The organism is Paraburkholderia sp. 40, assembly GCF_050434105.1.
In the GTDB taxonomy this organism is placed as follows: domain Bacteria; phylum Pseudomonadota; class Gammaproteobacteria; order Burkholderiales; family Burkholderiaceae; genus Paraburkholderia; species Paraburkholderia tuberum.
Genome location: NZ_JBNPVY010000004.1, coordinates 1,169,485 through 1,195,651 on the forward strand (window position 1 = coordinate 1,169,485; position 26,167 = coordinate 1,195,651).

The following is a 26,167-nucleotide window of genomic DNA, read 5'->3' on the forward strand; positions in this document are numbered from 1 at the left end:
TTGCCCTTAGTTGCCCGATGCCGCCAGTGCCTTCAGCACCTGGTCGGTGATATCGATGCGCGGGCTCACGTACACCGCTTCCTGGACGATCAGATCGTAGTGCTGCGTTTCGGCGATCTGCTTGATGACCTTGTTCGCGCGATCGAGCACCGCCGCGAGTTCCTCGTTGCGGCGCTGGTTCAGGTCTTCGCGGAACTCACGCTGCTTGCGTTGGAAGTCCGAGTCGAGCTGCGACAGGTCGCGCTGCTTTTGCGCGCGATCGGTCGCCGACATTGTCGCGCCATTCTTGTCGAGTGCATCGGACATCGACTTGAGCTTTTGCGCCATGTCGGCGAGATCCTTGTCCCGCTTCGCGAATTCGGCCTCGAGCTTCAGCTGCGCGGCTTTCGCCGCCGCCGATTCGCGCAGGATGCGGTCGGAATTCACCGCGGCGATCCTCGCCTCCTGCGCGTGCGCCATGCCGACCCCGAGGGTCATTGCCAGCGCCAATGCGCACGCTACACGTTTCGAAAACATACCGGTTAGCAAAGTCATCCTCTCGATACTGTAGTTTGGCCGGGTCCGCCGCCGCAGCCGGCCGCCGGCAACGCCGGCCGCCGGGAACACCCGCCGCCCGATCAGAACGCCGTCCCGATCTGGAACTGGAACTTCTGGTACTGGTCGCCAGTGTGCTTCGTGAGCGGGAAGCCAAGGCTCAACTTGAGCGGGCCGATCGGCGAGATCCACGCGAGACCCACACCGTAGCCGTAACGCAGGCCATTTGCGCCGATGCTGTTACCTTCCGTTCCCCACACGTTACCGGCGTCGAGGAACGTGAACACACGCAGCGTGCGATCGTAGCCCGTGCCCGGCAGCGGGAACGTGAGCTCGATATTGCCGACGAGCAGCTTCGAGCCGCCGATCGGGTCGTTGGTCTTCGCGTCTCGCGGACCGAGCGAGCTCGGCTCGTAGCCGCGCACCGAACCGATACCGCCGGCGAAGTAGTTCTTGAAGATCGGATAAGGCTTGCCGCCGAGGCCGTTACCGTAGCCGCCCTGGAAGTTGAAGCCCAGCACGAAGCCACGCGCGAACGAGTAATAGTACTGCGCGTTGATGTCGGCCTTGTAGTACTGCGTGCCCCCGACCGGCGTGCCGTACTCGGCGTTCGCCTGCGTGAAGTAGCCGCGGCTCGGCACCAGCGCGCTGTCACGCGCGTCGCGCGACCAACCGACCGTCAGCGGTACGTTGTTCGACACGCGGCCGAACTGGTTCACGTAGTCGATATAGCTTTGCGGCGTATTTGAGTCGATGTCGAGCTGGTTCTGCTCGAAGCCGACGCCGAAAAACACCGTGTCGACTTCGGAGAACGGAATGCCGAACTTCAGGTCACCGCCGATCGTGACGATCTTGAAGCTCGAATCGGTCGAATAGTACAGCGGCTGGTACGTGCGGTAGTAGACGTCGGTGATCCGCTTGATGCCGTCCACCGTGAAGTACGGGTCGACCTGCGTGACCGTCAGCGTACGGTACGTCTTCGCGGTATTGATGTTCACCGAGAGGCTCGTGCCGGAGCCGAACACGTTGTCCTGCGAAATACCCGCCGACAGCACGACCTTGTCCGTCGATGAGAAGCCCGCGCCAAGCGTGATCGCGCCGGTCGGCTTTTCGGCGACCTTCACGTCGATGTCGACCTGGTCGGGCGTGCCTTCGACCGGCACCGTGGTCACGTCGACGTCGGTGAAGTAGCCGAGACGGTTGATACGGTCCTTCGACAGCGCGAGACGGTTCGAATCGAACCACGAGCTTTCTAGCTGGCGCATTTCGCGGCGCACCACTTCGTCGCGCGTGCGCGTGTTGCCGACCACGTTGATGCGGCGCACGTACACGCGGCGGCTCGGGTCGACCTGAAGCGTCAGGTCGACGGTGTGGTTGTTCTGATCAATCTGCGGCTGTGCATTGACGGTCGCGAACGCGTAGCCGTACTCGCCGAGCTTGTCGACGATCGCCTTCGTGGTGGCCTGCAGCTTTTCGGCCGCAGAAGCGGTCGCCCGGCTTGATCTTGATCAGCTTCTTCAGTTCCGCTTCGCGGTCGAGCAGATTGCCGGCGAGGCGGATGTTCGAAATCGTGTACGGCTGACCTTCATGCAGCGTGACCGTCAGGTACATGTCCTTCTTGTCCGGCGAAATCGACACCTGGGTCGATTCGATGCTGAACTCGAGATAGCCACGGTTCAGGTAGTACGAGCGGACGTTCTCGAGGTCGCCGGTGAGTTTGTCTTTCGCGTACAGGTCGTTCTTCGTGTACCACGAGAACCAGTTCGGCGTGGACAACTGCATTTCGTCGCGCAACGTGCCGGTGCTGAATGTCTTGTTGCCGATGAAGTTGATCTGACGGATCTTCGCGCTCGGACCTTCGGCCACCGAGAACAGGATGCCGACGCGGTTGCGGTCGATCGGCGTGATCGTCGTGGTGACTTCAGCCGCGTAAAAACCGCGCGTCAGATACTGGCGCTTCAGTTCCTGCTCGGCCTTGTCGACGAGGGCCTTGTCGTAGTAGCGGCCTTGCGACAGCCCGACCGCGCGCAGCGCCTTGATCAGGTTGTCCTTGTCGAACTCGTGGATACCGGCGAAGTCGATCGTGCCGATGGCCGGGCGCTCTTGCACCTGCACGACCACCACGTTGCCTTCGGTCGCGATCTTGACGTCGTTGAAGAAGCCCGTCGCGTACAGCGCGCGAATCGCTTCGGACGCCTTGTCGTCGGAAAAGGTATCGCCTTGCTTGATGGGCAGGTACGCGAACACCGTGCCCGGTTCGACGCGTTGCAATCCCTCAATGCGAATGTCTTGCACCACGAAGGGCGTCGTTGCGTGAGCAACCAGCCCATGCGCGGCGAACGCCGCGGCTACAACCGTCTTTGGACCAAAGCGATGAGGTTTGAACAACGTGCTTCCCCAGTATGTATAGCTGCATCAGGCCTGGCGGCCGCCCTCGTGAACGCCGCCGGACACTTTAAAAATGGATTAAACGAGCCAGATCGTTGAACAGCGCAATCGCCGACAACGCGACGATGCAGGCAAGCCCCGCCCTCTGAAAAACGAGTTGCCAGCGATCGGAGACAACTTTACCGGTCACAGCTTCAACCAAATAATATAACAGATGACCCCCATCCAATACCGGAATTGGTAGCAGGTTCAGCACGCCGAGGCTAATGCTGACAAGGGCCAGGAACGACAGAAACGCGGCAGGACCCAGACGTGCGCTCTTTCCCGCGTAGTCGGCAATCGTCACCGGACCGGACAGATTCTTCAGCGACGCCTCGCCGACGATCATCCGGCCGAACATCCTGACCGAGTACACCGCGAGATCCCAGGTACGGCGCGCGCCGAGGTGGAGGCTCTCGAGCGGCCCGTAGCGCACGTCGATCGACGGCACCTGGGTCGCCAGCTCCGCCCCGATGCGGCCGATCTGCTGCCCGCTCGCCGCATCGCGCTGCAGCTGCGGCACGATGGTGATTTCTTCGAACGCGCCCGCCGCATGACCGCCACGGCCGCCGCGCTCCACCCGCAGCGTGACCGGCACGCCGACGTGCGATTTTACAAAAGCGATGAAGGCCGAGGCATTATCGGTCGGCGTGCCGTTGATCGCGCGCAGCCGGTCGCCGGCGACGAGCCCCGCCTTTTGCGCGGCGCTGCCCGCCTGCACGCCCGCCACCGTCAGCTTGCCGCCGCCGGGCTCGAAGCCGAGGCGCGACATCAGATCGTCGTCGACGTCTTTCTCGTCGAGGCCGCGCAGGTCCATCGGAAAATCGGACGTGCCGTGCACGTCCTTTGCACTGAGCACGATGCGCTGCTGATCGAACGCGGCGCCGAGCAGCTTCCAGCGCAGATCCGACCACGACCGCACCGGCTCGGTCTCATCGCTATGGCCGGTGCGCACACCGACGATGGTCTCGCCGCCCTCGAAGCCCGCCAGCGCGGCCGGCGTGTTCGGCGCGGGTGTCGCGATCACGGCGGCCGGTTCGGTCACGCCAGTTGCGAACACGAGCGCGAACAGCACGATTGCGAGCAGGAAATTCGCGACCGGACCGGCCGCGACGATCGCGAAGCGCCTCCACACCGACTGGCGGTTGAACGCATGCGGCAGATCCGCTTCGGGAATCGAACCGGGGCCGGTCTCGCGCTCGTCGAGCATCTTCACATAGCCGCCGAGCGGCAGCGCGGCAATCGTCCACTCGGTGCCCGTCTTCGGACTGACCCACTGAACGAGCGGCTTACCGAAGCCGATCGAAAAGCGCAGCACCTTCACGCCGCACAGACGCGCGACGCTGTAGTGCCCGTACTCGTGGACTACCACGAGTACGCCAATCGCAACCGCGAAAGCGAGCAGTTCGATCAGCAGATTCATAAACGCCTCACTGGATGGCGCGTTCCGTGCGACGGGCGCCGTCAGGCAGACGCGCGATGAATTCGGTAGCAGCTCGGCGCGCGGCGGCGTCCGCTTCGATGACGTCGTCGAGCGCGTGCGCGCTGCGGTTCGGCAACGCGTTCAGCACCGAGTCGACCGCCTCGGCGATCGCCATGAAGCCGATGCGGCGCGCGAGAAATGCCTCCACCGCGATCTCGTTCGCGGCGTTCAACGCCGCGCTCGCGACGCCGCCTTCCGCAAGCGCCTTCATGGCGAGCGCGAGGCACGGGAAGCGCGCGTAGTCGGGTTTTTCGAACGACAGCGACGCGATCTCCGCGAGATCGAGCTGCGCGACCCCGGAATCGACGCGATCCGGAAACGCGAGCGCGTGCGCGATCGGCGTGCGCATGTCGGGGTTGCCGAGTTGCGCGAGCACCGAACCGTCCGCGTACGACACCAGCGAATGAATCACGCTCTGCGGATGGATCAGCACGTCGATGCGCTCGCCGGGCAGGCTGAACAGCCAGTGCGCCTCGATCACTTCGAGGCCCTTGTTCATCATCGTGGCCGAGTCGACCGAGATCTTGCGGCCCATCACCCAGTTCGGATGCTTGCAGGCTTCGTCAGGCGTCACGTCGACGAGCGTGGCCGGTTCGCGCGTGCGGAACGGGCCGCCCGATGCGGTCAGGATGATCTTTGAAACGCCGCCATGCAGCGACGCTTCACGCGGCAGGCATTGGAAAATCGCGTTATGTTCGCTGTCGACCGGCAGCAGCACCGCGCCGTGGTCGCGCACCGCGTCCATGAAGATCGCGCCGGACATCACCAGCGCTTCCTTGTTCGCGAGCAGGATTCGCTTGCCGGCGCGCGCCGCGGCAAGGCTCGGCGCGAGACCGGCCGCGCCGACGATCGCCGCGACCACCGTGTCGCAGCCCTCGCTCTTCGCGACGTCGACGAGCGCCTGCGGCCCGTACGTGACCTCGGTCTTGCTGCCCGCTTCGCGCAGCTTCGCGGCGACCTTCGCGGCCGTGTCAGCGTCGCCGACCACCGCTACTTCGGGCGCGAAGCGCAGGCATTGCCCGACGAGCTTGTCGCCGTTGCGATGCGCGCTCAGCGCGTAAATCGAAAAACGCTCGGGATGACGCGCGACCACGTCGAGCGTACTGTCTCCAATCGAGCCCGTGGAACCGAGCAATGTCAGACGTTTTTGCATATCTCTTTCTCTAGCCGAGCAGCAGCATGGCGAGCGGCAGCACCGGCATCAACGCGTCGATGCGATCGAGCACGCCGCCGTGCCCCGGCAACAGGCCGCTCGAGTCTTTGACGCCGGCCTGACGTTTCATCATCGATTCGAACAGGTCACCGACCACGCTGAAAACCACCAGCAGGGTCAGCGCGAGCACCGTGCGCAGCGCACCCAGTTGCGCCAGCAGCGCAGAATACAGGGTCGGCTCGAACGCGTGCAAAAAGATCGCCGCCGCCGCGACGATCATGACCAGCAGCCAGCCGCCGATCGCCCCCTCCAAGGTTTTACCCGGACTGATCGCTGGCGCCAGCTTGTGCTTGCCAAATGCCTTCCCGGAGAAGTATGCGCCGATATCGGCGAGCCATACCAATAGCAGCAGCGACAGCACGAACGGCACACCCTGCATGCGCGCGGCGACGAGAGCATGCCAGCACGCGATGAAACCGACGATTCCGGCAAGAAACAGAAACGCGCGCCACGCGCCCTGCGCGAGCACGGGCTTGCGCAGCAGCACGAATGGACCGGCGATCACCCAGAAAATCGCCGCCGCCTGGAAGAACGGCCGCGCAGGCTCGGTGCCGATGCCCACCCGCGTACTGGTGACGAGTCCGAGTGCCGCGACGAGCGCGTACAGCACCGGACCCGCGCCACCGAGCTTCAGCAGGCGCGCCCACTCCCACGCGGCGAACACGACGACGAAAGCGATCAGCGCGCCGAATGCGCCGACAGGCGCGAACAGCGTGACGGGCAGGAACACTGCCAGCAACACGATCGCCGTGATGACACGGGTCTTTAGCATGGAAGCGAATCGACGTTCTGCGATTGCGGCTCAAGCTGAGCACTGGTGCGGCCGAAGCGGCGTTCCCGCTCCGTGTACGAAGCGATGGCGTGACCGAGCGCGTCGGCGTCGAAATCCGGCCAGAACGTGTCGGTGAAATAGAACTCGGTGTAGGCAAGCTGCCACAGCAGGAAGTTGCTGACGCGGCGCTCGCCGCCGGTGCGGATGAACAGGTCCGGCTCGGGTGCGTAGGCCATCGACAGGTGCTCGGCGAACGCGTCCTCGTTGACCTCGACCGGCTTGCCCGCCGCCGCTTGCTCGACGAGCTTGCGGGTGGCCTGCATGATGTCCCAGCGCCCGCCGTAGTTCGCGGCGATGGTCAGCGTGAGACGGGTGTTGCGCGCGGTCTTGGTTTCCGCGCGCTTGATCAGATCGCGGATCTTGTCGTCGAAACGCTCGAGATCGCCGACCACGCGCAATCGGATACCGTTCGCGTGCAACTTGCCGATCTCGCGCTCGAGCGCGGTGACGAACAGGCGCATCAGGAACGATACCTCCTCGTTCGGACGGCGCCAGTTCTCCGAGCTGAACGCGAACAGCGTCAGATATTCGACGCCCCGCCGCGCGCACGCCTCGACGGCCGCCCGCACCGCGTCGACGCCGCGCGTATGGCCCGCCACGCGGGGCAGACGTCGCTGCGTGGCCCAACGGCCGTTGCCATCCATGATGATCGCGATATGTCGCGGCACCGCGGCGACTTCAGGCACGCGCACGGTTGAGCTGGTATAGGTCATGGCCGTCGGGACAGTAATGCCAGTAAAGAAGTGGAAATCAGAAGGTGCTGAGCCGAACGGCGTCAGACCGTCATGATCTCGGCTTCTTTCGTTGTGACGAGCTTGTCGATTTCGGCGACGAACTTGTCCGTCAGCTTCTGGACGTCGTCACCGGCACGACGCTCGTCGTCTTCCGAGATTTCCTTGTCCTTGACGAGTTTCTTCAGTTGCTCGTTGGCGTCGCGGCGCAGGTTGCGCACAGCCACCTTGGCCGTTTCGGCTTCGCTGCGAACGACCTTGGTCAGCTCGCGGCGACGCTCTTCGGTCAACGCTGGCATCGGTACGCGGATCACATCGCCATGCGTAGCTGGGTTCAGACCGAGATCCGACTCGCGGATCGCCTTTTCGACGACCTGGATCATCTTCTTTTCCCACGGCTGCACGCCGATCGTGCGCGCGTCGATCAGCGTCAGGTTCGCGACCTGCGAAATCGGCACCGGCGAACCATAGTAGTCGCACTGGATATGATCGAGCAGGCCCGTGTGCGCACGGCCCGTGCGGATCTTCGACAGGTCGTTCTTGAACGCGTCGATGGAGCGCTGCATCTTCTGTTCAGCGCCCTTCCTGATATCAGCCACAGACATTTTTAAACCTCCGAACCTTCAAAACGGTGCGAGCCGCCCGGCGCGCGCGATGCGGCGGCCCGGGCTCGCGTCAAAGCCCACGTAATGTAAACGAAGTTTACACGTGGACGAGGGTGCCCTCGTCCTCACCTAGCACGATGCGCTTGAGCGCACCGGGTTTGACGATCGAAAACACGCGGATCGGCAGCTTCTGGTCGCGGCACAGAGCGAAAGCCGTCGCGTCCATCACCTGCAGATTGCGGCCGATTGCCTCGTCGAAGCTGATCGTGCTATAGCGGGTCGCGCTCGAATCCTTCTTGGGATCGGCCGAATAGACGCCGTCCACCTTGGTCGCCTTCAGCACCACTTCCGCGCCGATTTCCGCGCCGCGCAATGCAGCGGCCGTGTCGGTCGTGAAGAACGGGTTGCCGGTGCCGGCCGCGAAGATCACGACCTTGCCTTCCTCGAGCTGGCGGATCGCGCGGGGCCGGATGTACGGCTCGACGACCTGGTCCATGCGCAGCGCCGATTGCACGCGCGCCTCGATGCCGGCGTGACGCATCGCGTCCTGCAGCGCCAGCGCGTTCATCATCGTGGCGAGCATACCCATGTAGTCGGCCGTTGCGCGGTCCATACCCGCCGCACCGCCCGCGACGCCGCGAAAAATATTGCCGCCGCCGATCACCACGGCCAGTTGCGTTCCGAGACGGACCACTTCGGCCACGTCCGCCACCATTCGTTCGATGGTTCCGCGATTGATGCCGAAGGCATCGTCGCCCATCAGAGCTTCACCGGAGAGTTTGAGCAGGACGCGTTTATAGGCAGTGGGCATAGGGGTATCCAGATCGCGCAGAACAGGGCAACAACAAGGGACTAATGTAGGGGTGAAATGCTGATTCGGGCAAGCACCGCCAAATTGGCGAACCCTGAGGTTCGCCAGCGGCGGCTGCGCGGCGAGGGTCAACTCGTGCGCGGCCTTGCGGCGCTGTCGACCGCGGCGAGGTCTTGCCTCGCCGCGGGTCCAAACGGTACGGCGGTGAAGCTTAGGTAACGCTTATTGTTGCTTTGCAGCAGCGACCTGGGCGGCCACTTCCGCTGCGAAGTCGTCCTGCTTCTTCTCGATGCCTTCGCCGACCACGAACAGCGCGAACTTCTGCACGCTCGAGTTGCCCGCTTTCAGCATCTGCTCGATCGTCTGCTTGTCGTTCTTCACGAACGTCTGGTTCAGCAGCGACACTTCCTTCAGGTACTTCTGCACGCTGCCGTCGACCATCTTCGCGACGATTTCAGCCGGCTTGCCAGATTCGGCGGCCTTCTGTTCAGCGATGCTGCGTTCCTTGGCGATCAGGTCCGCCGGCACGTCGTCCGACGACAGCGAAACCGGCTTCATCGCGGCGATGTGCATCGCCACGTCCTTGCCGACCTGTTCGTCCGCGCCGGTGTACTCGACCAGCACGCCGATGCGCGTGCCGTGCAGGTACGCCGCCAGCTTGTTCGCGGTGTCGAAGCGCACGAAACGGCGGATCGACAGGTTTTCGCCGATCTTGCCGACCAGCGCGAGGCGCGCTGCGTCGACGGTTTGGCCGTCGAGCGGCAGGGCTGACAGCGCCGCGACGTCAGCCGGGTTTTGCGTCGCGACGAGTTCGGCGATCTTCTTCGAGAACGCGAGGAAGTCGTCGTTCTTCGAGACGAAGTCGGTTTCGCAGTTCAGCTCGACGAGCGAACCAGCGTTGCCGTTGATGAACGATGCGACGACGCCTTCGGCCGTCACGCGCGATGCCGCCTTGCTCGCCTTGTTGCCGAGCTTCACGCGCAGCAGTTCTTCAGCGCGCGCCAGATCGCCGTCGGCTTCCGTCAGCGCCTTCTTGCATTCCATCATCGGCGCGTCGGTCTTCGCGCGCAGTTCTGCAACCATGCTTGCGGTAATTGCCGCCATCATTTGCTCCTTGAGTTCTGTCTGTCACACGCCGCCCGCATTTCGATGCCGGCGGCAGGAATTCGTTTCAGCGTTTTCGCGCATTTTGTGAGCGACGCGCCTCGCGTCGCCTCGAGCACTCTGCCAGATGCCCATTACAACAACTGTCATAGACGTCGCGACTTAAAAAAAGGGGGCCTGTAGAAAGCCCCCTTTTATGCCGGACACTGGGCAGCCTTACGCTTCCGGGTTGACCTCGACGAACTCGTCGCCGTCGCCGCCACGCGCAGCCTGGACCACTTCGTTGACCGCGTTGGCACGGCCTTCGAGGATCGCATCGGCCACGCCAGCCGCGTACAGGGCGACGGCCTTGCTGGCGTCGTCGTTACCCGGGATCACGTAGTCCACACCTTCCGGCGAGTGGTTCGTATCGACCACGGCGATGACCGGAATGCCGAGCTTGTTTGCTTCGGTCACGGCAATCTTGTGGTAGCCGACGTCAACCACGAAGATCGCGTCCGGAATGCCGCCCATGTCCTTCACGCCGCCGATCGACTTCTGCAGCTTGGCCATTTCACGTTCGAACAGAAGCGCTTCCTTCTTGCTCATGCGCTCGGTTTCACCGGCTTCCAGCGCCGCCTCCATGTCCTTCAGGCGCTTGATCGAAACCTTCAGCGTCTTGAAGTTGGTCAGCATGCCGCCGAGCCAGCGCGCGTTCACGAACGGCATACCAGCGCGCTGCGCTTCCTGGGCGATCGTGTCACGCGATTGACGCTTCGTACCGACGAACAGGATCGTGCCGCGGTTCGATGCCAGCTGACGCGCGTACTTCAGCGCGTCGTTGTACATCGGCAGCGTCTTTTCGAGGTTGATGATGTGAATCTTGTTGCGATGACCGAAAATGAAGGGGGCCATCTTCGGGTTCCAGAAGCGGGTCTGGTGACCGAAGTGGACACCTGCTTCCAGCATTTGACGCATCGTAACTGCCATGAAATTCTCCACGAGGGTTGGGTCTTAAACCGGCTGCCGTATCGGCCGCGCCCGCCTCTACCTTGGGAACGCGACGACACCCTGGGTGCGCCGGCTTGCGAATTGGTTGCCTGACACGACTTTCTCCAACTCACGACACCCAACAACCGGAGTGCCGCGAGAAGCCGCTCCGCCCAGCTGCCATGCGCGAATTTGCGGACTCGCGAATAAAAGCGGACTAGGACCGACTTAGCCGAACAGTATAGCACGCGACGACCGACTGACTCAACCGGCCCGACCACCGGCCGATGGTCCTACGCACGGGACCGCGCCGCCGGGACCGAAGCCCGGCCTGGCGTCCTTTGGGCCGCCAATTTGCCGATTCTGGCGCTTTTCGCCCTTGCCGCCCGATCCAGCGCAACGACCCGGCCCCCACTGCTGTAAAATGGCTCGATTCCGCCACGCGCGGGGGGCGTTAAGGATCGACCGGCATTCCGTGCCCGGCAGACGCCCCTCCGCCCGGCCACCGCAACACCCAGCAAGCCTTATCCAGCAAGGCTTCCGAGGAAACCATGGCTATCACCATCAAAAACGAAGACGATATCGCGAAGATGCGCGTCGCCTGCCGGCTCGCGAGCGAAGTGCTCGACTACATCACGCCGTTCGTCAAGGCCGGCGTCACCACTGGCGAGCTCGACCATCTTTGTCACGAATACATGCTGAAGGACCAGGGCACGGTCCCCGCGCCGCTGAATTACCAGCCGCCCGGCTACCCGCCCTACCCGAAAGCCACCTGCATTTCCGTCAACGACGTGATCTGCCACGGCATTCCGGGCGACAAGGCGCTCAAAACCGGCGACGCGCTGAACATCGACGTCACCGTGATCAAGGACGGCTATTTCGGCGACACGAGCCGCATGTTCATCGTCGGCGAAGGGTCGATCATGGCAAAGCGCCTCGTGCAAGCCACTTTCGAATGCATGTGGCTCGGCATCGACCAGGTGCGACCCGGCGCGCATCTCGGCGACATCGGCTATGCGATCCAGAAGCACGCCGAAGGCCTCGGCTACAGCGTGGTGCGCGAATATTGCGGACACGGCATCGGCACCGTATTCCACGAAGATCCGCAGATCCTGCACTACGGTCGCCCCGGCACCGGGTTCGAACTGCAGGCCGGTATGATCTTCACGATCGAGCCGATGATTAACGCCGGCCGCCGTGACATCCGCACGATGCCCGACCAGTGGACCGTCAAGACCAAGGACCGCAGCCTGTCCGCGCAGTGGGAGCACACGGTGCTCGTCACCGAGACCGGCTACGACGTGCTGACCGTGTCGGCCGGCACGCCCGCGCGTCCGCCCGTGGTCGCGGCCACGGCCTGACCGATTCCGACCACACCGCCTTCCTGCCAATGAGTAGCGTTCCAGCCGTCGCCCCCTCCCATGCCTCGTCGCTCAAGGCGGACTACAAAGTGGCCAAAGCCCAGTTGCTGGAACGCTTCCGATCGGCCACCAACGTCGACGCGTTGATGGCCGCCCTCGCGCGCGCCACGGACCATTCGCTGCGCGCCGCCTGGGACACCTGCGAGCTGCCCGACGACCTCGCGCTGGTCGCGGTTGGCGGCTATGGGCGCGGCGAACTCGCGCCGCACTCCGACATCGACATCCTGGTGCTGTTGCCCGACGCGCGGCTCGAGCATCTGGACGCGCGCGTCGAGCGCTTCATCAGTCTCGCGTGGGATCTCGGGCTGGAACTCGGCAGCAGCGTGCGCAGCGTGTCGCAATGCATCGAGGAAGCGGCCAACGACGTCACGGTGCGTACCTCGCTGCTGGAAGCGCGCCGCATCACCGGCAGCACCGCACTGTTCGACGATTTCGCTCGGCGCTACCGTGCGGCGCTCGACCCGAAGGCGTTCTTCCAGGCGAAGGTGCTCGAAATGCGCCAGCGTCACGCGAAGTTTCAGGACACGCCCTACGCGCTCGAGCCGAACATCAAGGAAAGCCCGGGCGGGCTGCGCGACCTGCAACTGATCCTGTGGATCACACAGGCGGCCGGCTTCGGCAGCAGCTGGCGCGAACTCGAAGCACGCGGACTCATCACCGAGCGCGAGGCGCGCGAGCTGCGCCACAACGAAGGCTTTCTGAAGTCGCTGCGTGCGCGGCTGCACGTGATCGCCGGGCGCCGCCAGGACATCCTGGTGTTCGACCTGCAGACGCCGGTCGCGGAAAGCTTCGGCCTCAAGCCGACCGCGACCAAGCGCGCGAGCGAGCAGCTGATGCGCCGCTACTACTGGGCCGCGAAAGCGGTCACGCAACTCGCGACGATCCTGATCCAGAACATCGAGGCGCAGCTGTTTCCGAGCACGAGCGGCATCACGCGCGTGCTGTCGGATCGCTTCGTCGAAAAGCAGGGCATGCTCGAAATCGCCTCCGACGACGTGTTCCAGCGCGAGCCGAATGCGATCCTCGAGGCGTTCCTGCTATACGAGCGCACCCCCGGCGTGAAGGGACTGTCGGCGCGCACGCTGCGCGCGATCTACAACGCCCGCGACGTGATGGACCAGCACTGGCGGCGCGATCCGGAAAATCGCCGGCTCTTCATGGAAATCCTGAAGCAGCCGGCCGGTATCACGCATGCGTTCCGGTTGATGAACCAGACGAGCGTGCTCGGGCGTTATCTGCTGAATTTCCGGCGCATCGTCGGGCAGATGCAGCACGACCTGTACCACGTGTTCACGGTCGATCAGCACATCCTGATGGTGCTGCGCAATCTGCGCCGCTTCGCGGTCGCCGAGCATGCGCACGAATACCCGTTCTGCAGCCAGTTGATCGTCAACTTCGACCGGCCGTGGGTGCTGTACGTGGCCGCGCTGTTTCATGACATCGCGAAGGGCCGCGGCGGCGATCATTCCACGCTGGGCATGGCCGACGCACGGCGCTTCTGCCGCCAGCACGGCATCGAAGGCGAGGATGGCGAGCTGGTCGTGTGGCTCGTGAAGCAGCATCTGACGATGAGCCAGGTCGCGCAGAAGCAGGACACGAGCGACCCTGAAGTGATCAAGCGCTTCGCCGAGCTGGTCGGCACCGAGCGCCGCCTGACCGCGCTCTATCTGCTGACCGTCGCCGACATCCGCGGCACCAGCCCGAAGGTCTGGAACACGTGGAAAGGCAAGCTGCTCGAAGACCTCTACCGCACCACGCTCGCCGTGCTTGGCGGTGCCCAGCCGGACGAGCATTCCGAGCTGAAGTCGCGCCAGGAAGAGGCGCTCGCGCTGCTGCGTCTCGAAACCGTGCCGGAAGGCGCGCAACGGGCGCTGTGGGACAGGCTGGACGTCGGCTATTTCCTGCGCCACGACGCGGCGGACATCGCGTGGCAGACGCGCGTGCTGTACCGCCACGTCGAAACGCCGACGCCGCTCGTACGCGCGCGGCCGTCGCCGATCGGCGAGGCACTGCAGGTGCTCGTCTACGTGAAGGACCAGCCCGATCTGTTCGCGGGCATCTGCGCGTATTTCGACCGCAACGGCCTGTCGGTGCTCGATGCGCGCGTCAGCACGACGCGCCATGGCTACGCGCTCGACAACTTCCTCGTCGCGCATACCGAAGAGGACGTGCACTATCGCGACATCGCCAATCTGGTCGAGCAGGAGCTGACCGCGCGCCTCGCGGGCCACGGCACCTTGCTGCCGGGACCGTCGAAGGGCCGGCTGTCACGGCTATCGCGCACCTTCCCCATTACGCCGCGCGTCGACCTGCGGGCCGATGAGCGCGGCCAATACTACATCCTGTCCGTGTCGGCGAACGACCGGCCGGGCCTTCTTTATTCGATCGCGCGCGTGCTGGCTGAGCACCGGGTCGGCGTCGCCTCGGCGCGGATCAATACGCTCGGCGAACGCGTCGAGGACGTGTTTCTGCTCGAAGGACACAGCCTGTCGGACAACCGCCTGCAAATTCAGGTCGAGACCGAACTACTGCGCGCGATCGCAGTGTGAGATTTCATGCGAATCAAATTAACAGCGAAGCATCCGCGGCCGGCGTCGTCCGAACGCGCCCCTGTCCGCCCCGGCAGCGCGTCGGCGCGTAAGCCGACCCGTCCAGCGCGGCCGAAGCCATTCGAGGCCGAGGCCGGCGCGAAGCGCGAAGGCGCGGCATCGACGGGTGGTGGCGCGAAGCGGCCGGTCGGTGCGAAGCCGGCGGGCGCCGGTGCACGCGCGCCGCGTGCCGAAGGGTCGGGCGTGCGCGAACGGGGCGCGGCTGCCGCGGGCGCACCGCGCCGCTTCGAAGGTGCGGCTCAGGGAGGCGAGCGCGGAGAACGCGCGCCGCGTCGTTTTGAGGGCGGCGCCGAGCGTGGCGAACGGGCGCCTCGGCGCGAATTCGGCGAACGGACTGAACGCGCGCCGCGTCGTTTCGAAGGCAGCGCTGAACGTGGCGAACGTGCGCCTCGACGCGAATTCGGCGAACGGACTGAACGCGCGCCGCGTCGTTTCGAAGGCAACGCTGAGCGTGGCGAACGTGCGCCTCGGCGCGAATTCGGCGAACGGACTGAACGCGCGCCGCGTCGTTTCGAAGGCAACGCTGAGCGTGGCGAACGTGCTCCTCGGCGCGAATTCGGCGAACGGACTGAACGCGCGCCGCGTCGTTTCGAAGGCAGCGCTGAGCGTGGCGAACGCGCTCCTCGGCGCGAATTCGGCGAACGGACTGAACGCGCGCCGCGTCGTTTCGAAGGCAACGCTGAGCGTGGCGAACGTGCCCCTCGGCGCGAATTCGGCGAGCGTGGCGAACGCGCACCCCGTCGTTTCGAAGGCAACGCTGAGCGTGGCGAACGCGCTCCTCGGCGCGAATTCGGCGAGCGTGGCGAACGCGCACCCCGTCGTTTCGAGGGCAATGCGGAGCGCGGCGAGCGCGCACCGCGCAGTTTTGGTGAGCGCGCACCGGGCCGCGACGCCGGCGAACGCCGTCCGTTCAGCGGTCCGCGTCCAGGCACAGGCAGGCCGTCGGAAGGCGGCGCGCGTGGCGATCGTCCGGTGCGCCGGGAGCGCGAGGCCGCCGACCGTCCGCGCTTCGGTAGCGATCGCGGTGAGCCGCAGGAGCGTCGCGGTGGCGATCGAGGCGCGCGCGGCGACAGCACCTCGCGCCGCTTCGAAAGCGAGCGTGGCGAGCGCAGCTTCGCGAAGCCGGCAAAAGGCGGCCACGGCGAACGCACCGAGCGTCGCGAGCGCCCTGCGCGCAGCTTCGACGACACGTTGCCGGCCCCGAAACGCCGCTTCGGCGACGACCGACCAACCCGCGCCGCCAAGCCGCGAGCCTCGGCATCAGCAACCGCCCGCCCCGTCGACACCACCATCGACACCCCGCACCCGCCCCGCCGCGATCGCGAAGACGCGCCGGGCATGCTGCGTCTGTCCAAGCTGATGTCCAAGCTCGGCCTGTGCTCGCGTCGCGAGGCCGACGAATGGATCGAGAAAGGCTGGGTCATGGTCGACGGCGAGCGCGTCGATACGCTCGGCACGAAGGTGTTCCCGGATCAGCGCATCGACATCGACCCGGCCGCCGAAGCCTTTCAGTCGAGCCAGGTGACCGTGATCGTTCACAAGCCGGTCGGGCTCGTGTCTGGCCAGGCGGAGGACGGCTATCAGCCGGCCATCACGCTCGTCACGCCGGAGAATCGCTGGGAAGGCGACCGTTCGGGGATCCCCTTCTCGGCGTCGCATCTGCGCCAGCTCGCGCCGGCCGGGCGTCTCGACATCGATTCGACGGGCCTGCTCGTGCTGACGCAGGACGGCCGCATCGCGAAGCAACTGATCGGCGGTCACTCGGACGTGGACAAGGAGTATCTGGTGCGCGTCGCCTACGGCGATCACACGGTCGACGTCGAAAGCCATTTCCCGGCCGAAAAACTCGCGCTGCTGCGCCACGGCCTGTCGCTCGACGACGTCGCGCTGAAGCCCGCGCAGGTCAGCTGGCAGAACGGCGAGCAGCTGCGTTTCGTGCTGCGCGAAGGCAAGAAGCGTCAGATTCGCCGCATGTGCGAACTGGTCGGTCTCGAGGTGGTGGGCCTGAAGCGCGTGCGCATGGGCCAGGTGATGCTCGGCGCGCTGCCGCCGGGACAGTGGCGCTATCTGTCGGAAGACGAGTCGTTCTGAGGTCCGTCCAATGCGCCTCCTTGCTGAGAGCGGGCGCATCGGCACAACAAAAAACCCACGCACTTTGGCGTGGGTTTTTTGTTGGCGGCAGCTGTGTCAGTCGTCGCTATTCGTATCGAGATCCGGGAACAGGACCTCCGTAAAGCCGAACTTCGAGAAATCGGTAATCCGCATCGGATACAGTTTGCCGATCAGATGATCGCATTCGTGCTGCACAACCCGTGCGTGAAAACCCTCGGCGACCCGGTCGATCGGATTGCCGAACTGATCGAAGCCGTGATAACGGATCATCGAAAACCGGCTCACCACGCCGCGCAGCCCCGGCACCGACAGGCAACCTTCCCAGCTTTCTTCCATGTCCTGCGAGACCGGCGTGACGGTCGGGTTGATCAGCACCGTTTCGGGCACCGGCGGCGCGTCCGGATAGCGCTCGTTCGAACCGAAGCCGAAGATCACCACCTGCAGATCGACGCCGATCTGCGGCGCGGCGAGACCCGCGCCGTTCGCCGCGTGCATGGTCTCGAACATGTCTTCCACGAGCCGGTGCAGCTCGGGCGTGTCGAAGTGAACGACCGGCTCGGCGATTCGCAGCAGGCGCGGATCGCCCATCTTCAGAATGTCGTGAATCATCAGTGCCCCTCCAGGAGCTTGCGCATACCATCTTCGTCGAGTACGGGGATGCCGAGTTCCTCGGCCTTCGAAAGTTTGCTGCCCGCGTCGGCCCCCGCCACCACGTAACTGGTTTTCTTCGATACCGACCCCGCCACCTTCGCGCCGGCCGCCTCGAGCATTTCCTTCGCGTCCTCGCGCGACAGGTTTGGCAGCGTACCGGTCAGCACGACCGTCTGCCCGGCCAGCACGCCCTGCGGCGCCTTCGGCGCTGGCGGCCCCTCGGGCCACGTGACCTTGCCCGGCGCGCGCAGCTGTTCGATCACCGTGCGGTTGTGGTCCTCGGCGAAGAACTGGTGGATCGATTCGGCGACGACCGGCCCCACGTCGTTGACTTCGAGCAGTTCCTCCAGCGACGCATCCATGATCGGATCGAGCGAGCCGAAGTGCTTCGCGAGATCCTTCGCGGTCGATTCGCCGACATGGCGAATCCCCAATGCGTAGATAAAGCGCGCGAGCGACGTGTGCCTGGCCTTGTCGAGCGAGTCGAGCAGGTTCTGCGCGGACTTTTCGGCGAAGCGGTCGAGTTCCGCGAGCGTCGTGAAGCCGAGATTAAACAGATCGGCCGGCGTGCGCACCAGGTTCTGTTCGACCAGTTGATCGATGATCTTCTCGCCGAGGCCGTCGATGTCGAGCGCGCGCCGCTGCGCGAAGTGCCACAACGCCTGCTTGCGCTGCGCCGGACAGAAGAGCCCGCCCGTGCAGCGCGCGATCGCCTCGTCGGGCAGCCGCTCGATCGCCGAACCGCACACCGGGCACTGCGTCGGCATCACGAACTCGCGCGCGTCGGCCGGACGACGCTCGAGCAGCGCGTTGACCACCTCCGGAATCACGTCGCCGGCGCGCCGCACGATCACTGTGTCGCCGATGCGGATGTCCTTGCGGCGCACTTCATCCTCGTTGTGCAAGGTCGCGTTCGTGACCGTCGCGCCGCCGACGAACACCGGTTCCAGCCGCGCGACCGGCGTGATCGCGCCGGTGCGGCCGACCTGCACGTCGATCGCGACCAGCTTCGTCAACGCTTCCTGCGCGGGGAATTTGTGCGCGAGCGCGAAGCGCGGCGCGCGCGACACGAAACCGAGCGCATCCTGCTCGTCGCGCCGGTTGACCTTGTAGACCACGCCGTCGATGTCGTAGGGGAGCCTGTCGCGCTTCTCGCCGACCGCGTGGAAGAAGCCGAGCAGGCCTTCGGCGCCCTGCACGACCGCGCGCTCGCCATTGACCGGCAAGCCCATCTCCTTGTACCAGTCGAGCAGTTCGCTATGGGTGGCCGGCATCTCGATGCCTTCGAGCACGCCGATGCCATACGCGAAAAACGACAACGGCCGCTGCGCGGTGATCTTCGAATCGAGCTGCCGCAAGCTGCCCGCCGCCGCGTTGCGCGGGTTCGCGAATTCGCGTTGTTCGGCGCTGCGCTGGCGTTCGTTCAGGCGCTCGAAATCGCGCTTGAACATCAGCACTTCGCCGCGCACGTCGAGCACGCGCGGCACGCGCTTACCCTTCAGCCTCAACGGAATCGAGCGGATCGTGCGGACGTTTTCGGTGACGTTCTCGCCGGTTGTGCCGTCACCGCGCGTGGAGGCCTGCACGAACACGCCGTCGACGTAGCGCAGCGAGATCGCGAGGCCGTCGAATTTCAGCTCGGCCGCGTAGTCGACGGGGACCGGCGGCTCGCTCGCGTTGTTGCCGAGCGCGTCGCCGATGCGCTTGTCGAACGCGACGATGTCTTCGTCGGCGAAACCGTTGTTCAACGACAGCATCGGCAGATCGTGCACGACCGGCTCGAAACCGCTCGCGGCCTCGCCGCCGACGCGCTGCGTTGGCGAATCCGGCACGATCAGATCGGGATGCTCGGCCTCGATGCGCTCCAGCTCCTTGAACAGCTTGTCGTACTCGGCGTCCGGCAGGTCCGGTTGATCGAGCACGTAATACGCGTAGTTCGCGCGTTCGAGTTCCGCGCGCAACCACACGGCCCGCTCGGCCGGAGCGCTGGTTGCGGAAGGAGGGACGGAGGATCGGGCCATGCTGTCGGAAGCTTCTCGAGAAGAAAGTCGGACATCGGATTATCGCAGGAAGCGTGCCCCTTTACATCGCTGATTCGGGGCGGGCCGCGCTGCGACGCAAGCCGGAAACGACGACGGCCGCACATCGTGCGGCCGTCGTCAAAACGCGTAGAACGCTGCAAAAGGCTTACTGGCTGAACAGGCGCCGCGTGGCCGGCGAACCCGCCGGAATACCCGCCTGTTCGAGCTTCGCGTACAGCGTCATCAACTGTTTTTCGATCGCGAGCAGCGCGCTTTCCGGCAGCGGCCGGCGACCGTCGTCGACCACGCGTCCGCCGATGCGCTCGGCCAGCGACTTCGCGTAATCGCACATCAGCCGGAACGGCAGGATGTCTTCGTCGGCGACCGGCACGTCGAGCACCAGCGTGATCATCTCGCCGCCTTTGTATGTGAGGTCGTCGCGCAGGAAGTTGGTGTCGCCGAACTGCAGCATGAACACCGGGCTTTGCCGCGAGTCGAGCTTGACGAAGCGCGTGCCGTCGCGCGACAGCAGCAGACCGTCCTGCGATGCGACCGCCTGTACGTAGTTGGCCGACCACGGCGCGCCGTCCGACAGCACGTTGATCGACAACTGCGCGTCGCACTGGGCGGCAAAGCCGTCGAGCTCGCGCGCCATCGCGACGGTTTCGAGCATGTCGGGGAATTCCGGCGCCGCGTCGAGCGCATCGGCGAACTGCTGTACGCCGGTCACGAACTCGGAAAATTCGAGCTCGTTCAGCGCGCCGCTACGGTTCGCGAGCTGCGCGGCCGCGCGCAGCTCTTCATAGCGCGTGCCGTTCTGCAGCAGCTGCCACGAGCCGCCGCCTTCGGGTTTGCCTTCGATGTGCACGGGCTTGCTGCCCGCCCGACGCAAGCGCTGCGCGAGCGGAAGCACCTTGTCGCCGGCCACGGGGCCGTTCAGCCGGATCGGCACGATACAGTCGATGCGTCGATCGACGATCGCGGGCGGCGTCGACGAAATCGTCGTGGCGGCCGGCAGGATCGGTTCGACCCGCTCGTGCCCGGCGGACGCGGGCTGGGCCGCGGGCGCGCCCGGCGCCGCCGCATGTTCGCCTTCGCCCATGGTATCGGCGTCCGCCGATGGATAACCGTTCGGCGACGTCATCTCGGCCTGGATATCGGCCGGTGTATCGAGCGGTGCGGCGCCCGCGCCGAACGTCGGCTCGACGCGCGCCGCGGTCGGGTCCGCGGCCGCCTCGGCGCTCACGCTCGGCTCGCGCCGCGTGGTCGGCCGGGCCGGCTCGATGAACGGGCTCTGCTCCTCATGCTCGTCCCGCGCAAAGCTCTCGGCGGTGTCGGCCGGCATCGGCCGCGGCATCTTGCGGCGGACCTTCGCGCCCTGCCACGCGTTGTACGCGACCACGCCCCCCACCACCACGGCACCCGCGCCGATCAAACCGAGTGTCAACTCGTCCATGCATGCTCCATCAGCAATTCTTCTATCCGCGCGAGCCTCTCGTCCGCTCCACGTACCGCGCGGCGCTCGATCAGGCCGCTGCGGTGGATGCGGATGCCCGCGAAGGCGTTAACTCAAACGATATTCTGGGCGAAACCCGCCGCCGTTTCCATGTCGACCGCGACGATCCGCGAGACGCCCTGCTCCTGCATCGTCACGCCGATCAGCTGCTGCGCCATCTCCATCGCGATCTTGTTGTGCGAGATGAACAGGAACTGGGTTTTGTCGGACATCGCCCGTACCAGATTCGCGAAACGCTCGGTGTTGGCGTCGTCGAGCGGCGCGTCCACTTCGTCGAGCAGACAGAACGGCGCCGGATTCAGCTGGAACATCGCGAACACGAGAGCGGTCGCGGTCAGCGCTTTCTCGCCGCCCGACAGCAGGTGAATCGTCGAATTCTTCTTGCCCGGCGGCTGAGCCATCACCTGCACGCCGGCGTCGAGGATTTCGTCGCCGGTCATGATCAGCTTCGCCTGGCCGCCGCCAAAGAGACGCGGGAACAGCTCGCCGAAATGACGGTTCACTTCGTCGAACGTGCTTTGCAGCAGCGTGCGCGTTTCGGCGTCGATCTTGCGGATCGCGTCTTCGAGCGTTTCGATCGCGCTCGTCAGGTCGGCCGACTGCGAATCGAGGAAGCTCTTACGCTCGGTCGCGGCCTTCAGCTCGTCGAGCGCGGCCATGTTGACCGGCCCGAGCGCGGTGATCGCGTTGTTGATGCGCGTGACTTCGCCCTGCAGGTACGACGGCTTCATGTCCGCCGTCAGCTTGGCTTGCAGTTCGGCTTCGTCGACACCGGCCGCGGCCAGCTGCTCGACGAACTGCTCGCCGCTGATGCGCGCGGCCTGCTCCTTCAACTGCAATTCATTGATGCGGTCACGCAGCGGCTGCAGGGCGCGCTCGGCGGCGAGGCGCGTTTCGTCGGCCGAGCGCAGCTTCGCGGTCAGGTCGTCGAGCTCGACGCGCGCGGCGCGCAGCGCCTCTTCTTTCACGGCGCGGATGTCGAGCGCGTCCTGCAGCCCGGTGTGCGCGGTCTGCTCGTTGATCGTTTCCAGTTCGGCGCGCGCGTCTTCGAGCGCGCCCGCGACGCGCTCGCTCTGCTCGTGCGCGACCTGGATGCTGCGCTTCAATTCGTCGATGCGGTTCGCCATGTTGCGCGCGGCGAAGCGCGCGTCGGTAGCGGCGCGGTCGAGGTCGCGTGCTTCGCCGCGGGCAGTCGTCAGTTCTTCGTCGAGTGCTTCGAACGCGAGCTGGTGGTCTTCGAAGCGCGCCTGCAGTTCGGCGAGCTCGCCGTCGTGACGCTCGAAGTTCGCTTCCGACTCGGCGCGCAGCGCCCGCTGCTCGTCAATCTGCGCGGCGATTTCTTCGAGTTCCTCGCGAATCTGCGTGCTGCGCTGCGTGTAGCGTTCGTGCGCCTGGGTGAGCCTCAGCACGTCCATCTGCAACGCGTGCACCCGCTGCGTCGCGCGTTCGGCCTGCTGGCGCAGCTCGGCAAGCGCCTGCGCGGCTTGCGTGTGCGCGGCTTCGGCGCGGATCGCGGCGGCCTTCGCCTCGTCGGCGAGCAATGCCTGTGCGCGCACCTGGCGGCCGAGGTTTTCGATTTCCTGCTGACGCGCGAGCATGCCGGCCTGCTCGGAATCGGCCGCATACAGCTGTACGCCGACGCGCGTGACCACGTGCCCCGCCTTGACGACGAACGCGCCGCCCTCGGGCAGCTGCGTGCGCATCGAAAGCGCCTGCTGCAGATCGTCGGCGACGAACGCGAGGCCCAGCCAGTCGGTCAGCACCGCGCGGATACCCGCGTCCTCGATGCGCACGAGCGACAGCAGCGAGCGCAGCGCGCCCGCCGCCGGGGCCGGCTGCCCAGCCGCGGGCGGCGCGTAGAACGCGAGCTTGGCCGGTGGCGCGTCGGTTGCGAACGCCTTGACCCAGTCGAGATTCGACACTTCGAGCGCGGCGAGGCGCTCGCGCAGCACCGCTTCGAGCGCGGTTTCCCAACCGGCCTCGACATGCAGTTTCTTCCACAGACGCGGCAGGCTGCCCAGCTCGTGCTTGTCGAGCCACGGCTGGATCTTGCCTTCGGTCTGCACGTTTTCCTGCAACTGCCTGAGCGCGGCGAGGCGCGCGTCGAGCTGATGGATCTGCGCGCTTTCGGCCTGCACGCGCTCCTGCGCGGCGCGGCGTTCACCGTCGAGCCGCGGCAGTGTTTCCTGCGCGTCGGCGAGGCGGCCCTGCGCGTCGTGAAGGACTTCCTCGTGCTCGGCGAGCTGCACGCGCAATTCCTCGAGCTGCGCCTCGTCGGGCGCGTCGAGGCCACCCTCTTCCGATTTCAGCCGCTCATGGCGCTGCTGCAGCTGCTGCAACTGCTGATCGGCATTGCGCTGATGCGCGGCTTCGAGCTTCAGCGCCTGCTCGGTCTGCGCGATGCCGCCGCGCTCGGTGTTCAGCTCCGCCTGGGCGTCGCGCCAGCGCGCTTCGAGGGCGGGTAGCGCATCGTGCTTCGCGGCGGCGTCCTCTTCGGCGAGCACGGCTTTTTCTTCAGCGACGGCCAGTTGCTCTTCAGCGACGGCGATATCGTCCTGCGCCTTGTCGGCCTGCGATTGCCACTGCTCGCGCTGCGCGGTCAGCGCGGCGATCTGCGCCTGCACGCGGTTGCGCGATTCGACGATGAAGCGGATCTCGGCTTCCAGCCGGCTCACTTCCGCGTTCGCCTCGTACAGCGCGCCCTGCGCGCCCTGCATCGCGTCGCTCGCCGAATAGTGCGCGACGCGCAGCGTTTCGAGTTCCGCCTCGACTTCGCGCAGCTTCGCGGTTTGCGCCTCGAGGTCGATCTGCGCCTGCTCGATCGCGCGTTGCTGGCGCTGCTGCTCGCCGGCCGCCTCGTTCTTGCGCAGCAACCACAGCAGACGCTGCTTTTCCTCGCCGTCGCTTTGCAGCTCGCGATAACGGGTCGCGACGACCGCCTGCCCCTCGAGCTTCTCGAGATTCGTGCCGAGCTCGCGGACGATGTCCTCGACGCGCGTCAGGTTCTCGCGCGTGTCGTGCAGACGGTTCTCGGTCTCGCGGCGGCGCTCCTTGTACTTCGACACGCCGGCGGCTTCTTCGAGGAACACGCGCAGCTCTTCGGGCTTCGCCTCGATCAGCCGCGCGATCATGCCCTGCCCGATGATCGCGTACGCACGCGGCCCGAGGCCGGTGCCGAGGAAGATGTCCTGGATGTCGCGGCGCCGCGCCGGCAGATTGTTGATGTAGTAGCTCGACGTGCCGTCGCGCGTCAGCACGCGCTTCACGGCGATCTCCGCATACTGGCCCCACTGGCCGGCGGCGCGGCCGTCCGCGTTGTCGAACACGAGTTCGACGCTCGCGCGGCTGCCGGGCTTGCGGGCGGTCGAGCCGTTGAAGATCACGTCCTGCATCGACTCGCCGCGCAATTCAGAGGCGCGCGATTCGCCGAGCACCCAGCGCACGGCGTCGATGATGTTGGATTTGCCGCACCCGTTCGGACCGACCACGCCAACCAACTGGCCTGGGACCTGGAAATGCGTGGGATCGACGAAGGATTTGAAACCAGCGAGTTTGATCGAGGTGAGCCGCACGGCGATTTCGCTGTTTGAAAAGAGAGAGTGATAGGTGGCTCGCGAGGTTGCGCCAGTCGTTCACCGCCGCAGCGGGACGGCCCCACGCAACCTCGCGAGCCTTCGCAATTTGGTTGCCGGCTGCATGCGCTCATGCATATCTGAGGCACACGCAGGTACGCTTGCGCCGGCTAATGAGGGGGAATCATACCATCGCGCGTGGACGATTCTTACCGCCCTTTCGGTGGCCGTCACTGTCGCCGTCAGGGCCGTGTTCGTCACCGCGTTGGTCACCGCGTTTGGCACCGCGTTTGGCACCGCATTGACCACCGCGTCCATCGTCGCCGCCGGGCCCGTCCGTGTCCCCGATGGCGGGATCGGGCGGCGCCAATTTCGTCCGATGCACCCAGCTCGACAAGGCCGACGCGAGCACGATGCACGCGCCGCCGGCCGATTCGCGCGGGCCCGGTACTTCGCCGGCGAACAGCCACGCCGACAGCGCCGTCACGACGAGTTCGAACAGCATGATGATCGACGCGCGATTGGCCGGCACGCGCGAGAGCCCGTATTGCACGAGCATGTTGTTCGACGCGAGCAGCAGACCGAGACCGAGCACCAGCAGCGCCGCCGTGCCCAGATGCGCGCCGACGGGCGGCGCAGGCATCGGCTCGAACAGCGACGCGAGCGCGCCGAACAGCGCCGCGCCGCCGAAGATCACCGCGGTGCGCATTTCGGGCTTCATGTCCGGCAGCACGCGGCTCGTCTTCAGGATCAGCACGTTGCTCATCGCGAAGCCCATGCCGCCGGCGAGCCCGGCCCATTCGGCGGGATTGCCGGGTACCGGAATGCCGAGACGCGGCGACCATAGCATCGTCATCGCGCCCGCGAGCGACAGCGCGGCCAGCGCCGCGCCCGACCACGAGAGCCGCTCGTGCAGGATGAAATGCGCGAACAGCGCGGTCCACGCGGGCGTCAGATAGAACAGCAGCAGCACGCGCATCACCTGACCGTGGATCGCGCCCCACACGAAGCCCAGATTCGTGACACCCGCGGCGAGCGCGAGCGCCGGCAGCAGCCAGTGCCACCGCACGGTCTTCAGCGCGCCATTCCGCACGAGCAGCACGAACAGGCAGCCGGTGCCGCTCGTGAGCGCGCTCGCGGCGGTGCCGGTCACCCCGAGCGCGGCCAGCATCCGCAGCGGATACCAGACCATCCCCCAGACCGACGCGCCCAGCATGATCGCGAGCGTCGGCCAGCCGTTGCGAAGCCAGTTGGTCATGGGGCGGGACTCCGACGGGGGTCGTGGGCGGGTCGTATGAGGATCCAGCCGGCCGTCTCCTGAACTGCTGCGTACATTGCTGCTCCTGCGTATTCTTTTACGCGAACCGTGGCGGATTTCGCGCCGTTCCCGCCGCGGCGCCCCGGTGCGCCGCCTCGCGGATTGCTCCCGCGCCGCGCGCCAGGCTCCCGCCTGGTCCGCGGGCGCGCCACGCTATAATCGTCCGTTCGCCGCCGCCCGCCGGCGCGCGTGCCCGGTTGTCCCGCCATTCGTCCGCGTCCATCCCGATCAGGCCATT

Annotated in this window: 17 protein-coding genes and 1 pseudogene; 3 read left to right on the forward strand and 15 right to left on the reverse strand. The window is 65.7% G+C overall.

Features of this window, described 5'->3' with window-relative positions; genetic code table 11:
- Positions 1–6: 6 nt before the first annotated feature.
- The 10 genes and pseudogenes from OKW28_RS27020 to rpsB form a co-directional block, all read right to left on the reverse strand.
- Entirely contained in the window at positions 7–528 is a 522-nt protein-coding gene (locus tag OKW28_RS27020; RefSeq protein ID WP_026225318.1) for an OmpH family outer membrane protein, read from the reverse strand.
- An 89-nt stretch (positions 529–617) separates the two neighbouring features.
- Positions 618–2,922, reverse strand: a pseudogene (bamA, locus tag OKW28_RS27025) (outer membrane protein assembly factor BamA).
- 67 nt (positions 2,923–2,989) lie between these two features.
- Positions 2,990–4,384: an RIP metalloprotease RseP gene (gene rseP / locus OKW28_RS27030; RefSeq protein ID WP_429450282.1), complete on the reverse strand. Its 1,395-nt coding sequence runs from the start codon at positions 4,382–4,384 to the stop codon at positions 2,990–2,992.
- Positions 4,385–4,391: 7 nt separating this feature from the next.
- Positions 4,392–5,597: a 1-deoxy-D-xylulose-5-phosphate reductoisomerase gene (locus OKW28_RS27035; protein WP_429450284.1), complete on the reverse strand. Its 1,206-nt coding sequence runs from the start codon at positions 5,595–5,597 to the stop codon at positions 4,392–4,394.
- A 10-nt stretch (positions 5,598–5,607) separates the two neighbouring features.
- Positions 5,608–6,429: a phosphatidate cytidylyltransferase gene (locus OKW28_RS27040; protein ID WP_429450286.1), complete on the reverse strand. Its 822-nt coding sequence runs from the start codon at positions 6,427–6,429 to the stop codon at positions 5,608–5,610.
- Positions 6,423–7,202, reverse strand: coding sequence for a polyprenyl diphosphate synthase (uppS, locus tag OKW28_RS27045; RefSeq protein ID WP_184022637.1), 780 nt, complete (start codon positions 7,200–7,202; stop codon positions 6,423–6,425). Before uppS ends, OKW28_RS27040 begins: the two co-directional genes overlap by 7 nt.
- A gap of 62 nt (positions 7,203–7,264) precedes the next feature.
- Positions 7,265–7,825, reverse strand: coding sequence for a ribosome recycling factor (frr, locus tag OKW28_RS27050; RefSeq protein ID WP_233801920.1), 561 nt, complete (start codon positions 7,823–7,825; stop codon positions 7,265–7,267).
- Positions 7,826–7,922: 97 nt separating this feature from the next.
- Positions 7,923–8,636 (reverse strand): UMP kinase, encoded by a 714-nt coding sequence (gene pyrH / locus OKW28_RS27055; RefSeq protein WP_090800588.1) that lies wholly within the window; start codon positions 8,634–8,636, stop codon positions 7,923–7,925.
- Positions 8,637–8,858: 222 nt separating this feature from the next.
- Positions 8,859–9,740 carry a translation elongation factor Ts gene (gene tsf, locus OKW28_RS27060; RefSeq protein WP_429450288.1) on the reverse strand — a complete coding sequence of 294 codons (882 nt, stop codon included), beginning with the start codon at positions 9,738–9,740 and terminating at the stop codon, positions 8,859–8,861.
- A gap of 216 nt (positions 9,741–9,956) precedes the next feature.
- Complete coding sequence (gene rpsB / locus OKW28_RS27065) at positions 9,957–10,709, reverse strand: 30S ribosomal protein S2 (protein WP_013089705.1); 753 nt, start codon at positions 10,707–10,709, stop codon at positions 9,957–9,959.
- A 551-nt stretch (positions 10,710–11,260) separates the two neighbouring features.
- Here rpsB and map point away from each other — a divergent pair.
- The 3 genes from map to OKW28_RS27080 are packed head-to-tail and all read left to right on the forward strand — an operon-like array spanning position 11,261 to position 16,830.
- Complete coding sequence (gene map, locus OKW28_RS27070; RefSeq protein ID WP_429450290.1) at positions 11,261–12,070, forward strand: type I methionyl aminopeptidase; 810 nt, start codon at positions 11,261–11,263, stop codon at positions 12,068–12,070.
- 29 nt (positions 12,071–12,099) lie between these two features.
- Positions 12,100–14,679: a [protein-PII] uridylyltransferase gene (locus OKW28_RS27075; protein WP_429450292.1), complete on the forward strand. Its 2,580-nt coding sequence runs from the start codon at positions 12,100–12,102 to the stop codon at positions 14,677–14,679.
- Between the two features lie 6 nt (positions 14,680–14,685).
- On the forward strand, positions 14,686–16,830 hold the full coding sequence (locus OKW28_RS27080; RefSeq protein ID WP_429450294.1) for a pseudouridine synthase: 2,145 nt from the start codon (positions 14,686–14,688) through the stop codon (positions 16,828–16,830).
- Positions 16,831–16,926: 96 nt separating this feature from the next.
- On the opposite strand, the gene def is transcribed toward OKW28_RS27080, so the two are convergent.
- From def to OKW28_RS27105, 5 genes are all read right to left on the reverse strand, one after another.
- Positions 16,927–17,460: a peptide deformylase gene (gene def, locus OKW28_RS27085; protein WP_184066191.1), complete on the reverse strand. Its 534-nt coding sequence runs from the start codon at positions 17,458–17,460 to the stop codon at positions 16,927–16,929.
- The gene (gene ligA / locus OKW28_RS27090) at positions 17,460–19,523 is read right to left on the reverse strand and encodes an NAD-dependent DNA ligase LigA (RefSeq protein WP_429450296.1); all 2,064 of its coding nucleotides are present in this window, start codon (positions 19,521–19,523) and stop codon (positions 17,460–17,462) included. Before ligA ends, def begins: the two co-directional genes overlap by 1 nt.
- 166 nt (positions 19,524–19,689) lie before the next feature.
- Positions 19,690–20,979, reverse strand: a complete 1,290-nt coding sequence (locus tag OKW28_RS27095) for a cell division protein ZipA C-terminal FtsZ-binding domain-containing protein (protein WP_429450298.1) — start codon at positions 20,977–20,979, stop codon at positions 19,690–19,692.
- Positions 20,980–21,092: 113 nt separating this feature from the next.
- Positions 21,093–24,611, reverse strand: coding sequence for a chromosome segregation protein SMC (gene smc, locus OKW28_RS27100; RefSeq protein ID WP_429450300.1), 3,519 nt, complete (start codon positions 24,609–24,611; stop codon positions 21,093–21,095).
- 184 nt (positions 24,612–24,795) lie between these two features.
- Entirely contained in the window at positions 24,796–25,869 is a 1,074-nt protein-coding gene (locus OKW28_RS27105; protein WP_429450301.1) for a DMT family transporter, read from the reverse strand.
- Between the last annotated feature and the right edge of the window lie 298 nt (positions 25,870–26,167).

Excerpts from the sequence above, each read along its gene's own strand:
- OKW28_RS27105 (WP_429450301.1), bottom strand. The coding sequence starts at position 25,869 with ATGACCAACTGGCTTCGCAACGGCTGGCCGACGCTCGCGATCATGCTG.
- OKW28_RS27095 (WP_429450298.1), bottom strand. The coding sequence starts at position 20,979 with ATGGACGAGTTGACACTCGGTTTGATCGGCGCGGGTGCCGTGGTGGTG.
- frr (WP_233801920.1), bottom strand. The coding sequence starts at position 7,825 with ATGTCTGTGGCTGATATCAGGAAGGGCGCTGAACAGAAGATGCAGCGC.
- map (WP_429450290.1), top strand. The coding sequence starts at position 11,261 with ATGGCTATCACCATCAAAAACGAAGACGATATCGCGAAGATGCGCGTC.
- OKW28_RS27075 (WP_429450292.1), top strand. The coding sequence starts at position 12,100 with ATGAGTAGCGTTCCAGCCGTCGCCCCCTCCCATGCCTCGTCGCTCAAG.
- uppS (WP_184022637.1), bottom strand. The coding sequence starts at position 7,202 with ATGACCTATACCAGCTCAACCGTGCGCGTGCCTGAAGTCGCCGCGGTG.
- OKW28_RS27040 (WP_429450286.1), bottom strand. The coding sequence starts at position 6,429 with ATGCTAAAGACCCGTGTCATCACGGCGATCGTGTTGCTGGCAGTGTTC.
- rpsB (WP_013089705.1), bottom strand. The coding sequence starts at position 10,709 with ATGGCAGTTACGATGCGTCAAATGCTGGAAGCAGGTGTCCACTTCGGT.
- pyrH (WP_090800588.1), bottom strand. The coding sequence starts at position 8,636 with ATGCCCACTGCCTATAAACGCGTCCTGCTCAAACTCTCCGGTGAAGCT.
- OKW28_RS27035 (WP_429450284.1), bottom strand. The coding sequence starts at position 5,597 with ATGCAAAAACGTCTGACATTGCTCGGTTCCACGGGCTCGATTGGAGAC.
- tsf (WP_429450288.1), bottom strand. The coding sequence starts at position 9,740 with ATGGCGGCAATTACCGCAAGCATGGTTGCAGAACTGCGCGCGAAGACC.
- rseP (WP_429450282.1), bottom strand. The coding sequence starts at position 4,384 with ATGAATCTGCTGATCGAACTGCTCGCTTTCGCGGTTGCGATTGGCGTA.
- OKW28_RS27080 (WP_429450294.1), top strand. The coding sequence starts at position 14,686 with ATGCGAATCAAATTAACAGCGAAGCATCCGCGGCCGGCGTCGTCCGAA.
- ligA (WP_429450296.1), bottom strand. The coding sequence starts at position 19,523 with ATGGCCCGATCCTCCGTCCCTCCTTCCGCAACCAGCGCTCCGGCCGAG.
- def (WP_184066191.1), bottom strand. The coding sequence starts at position 17,460 with ATGATTCACGACATTCTGAAGATGGGCGATCCGCGCCTGCTGCGAATC.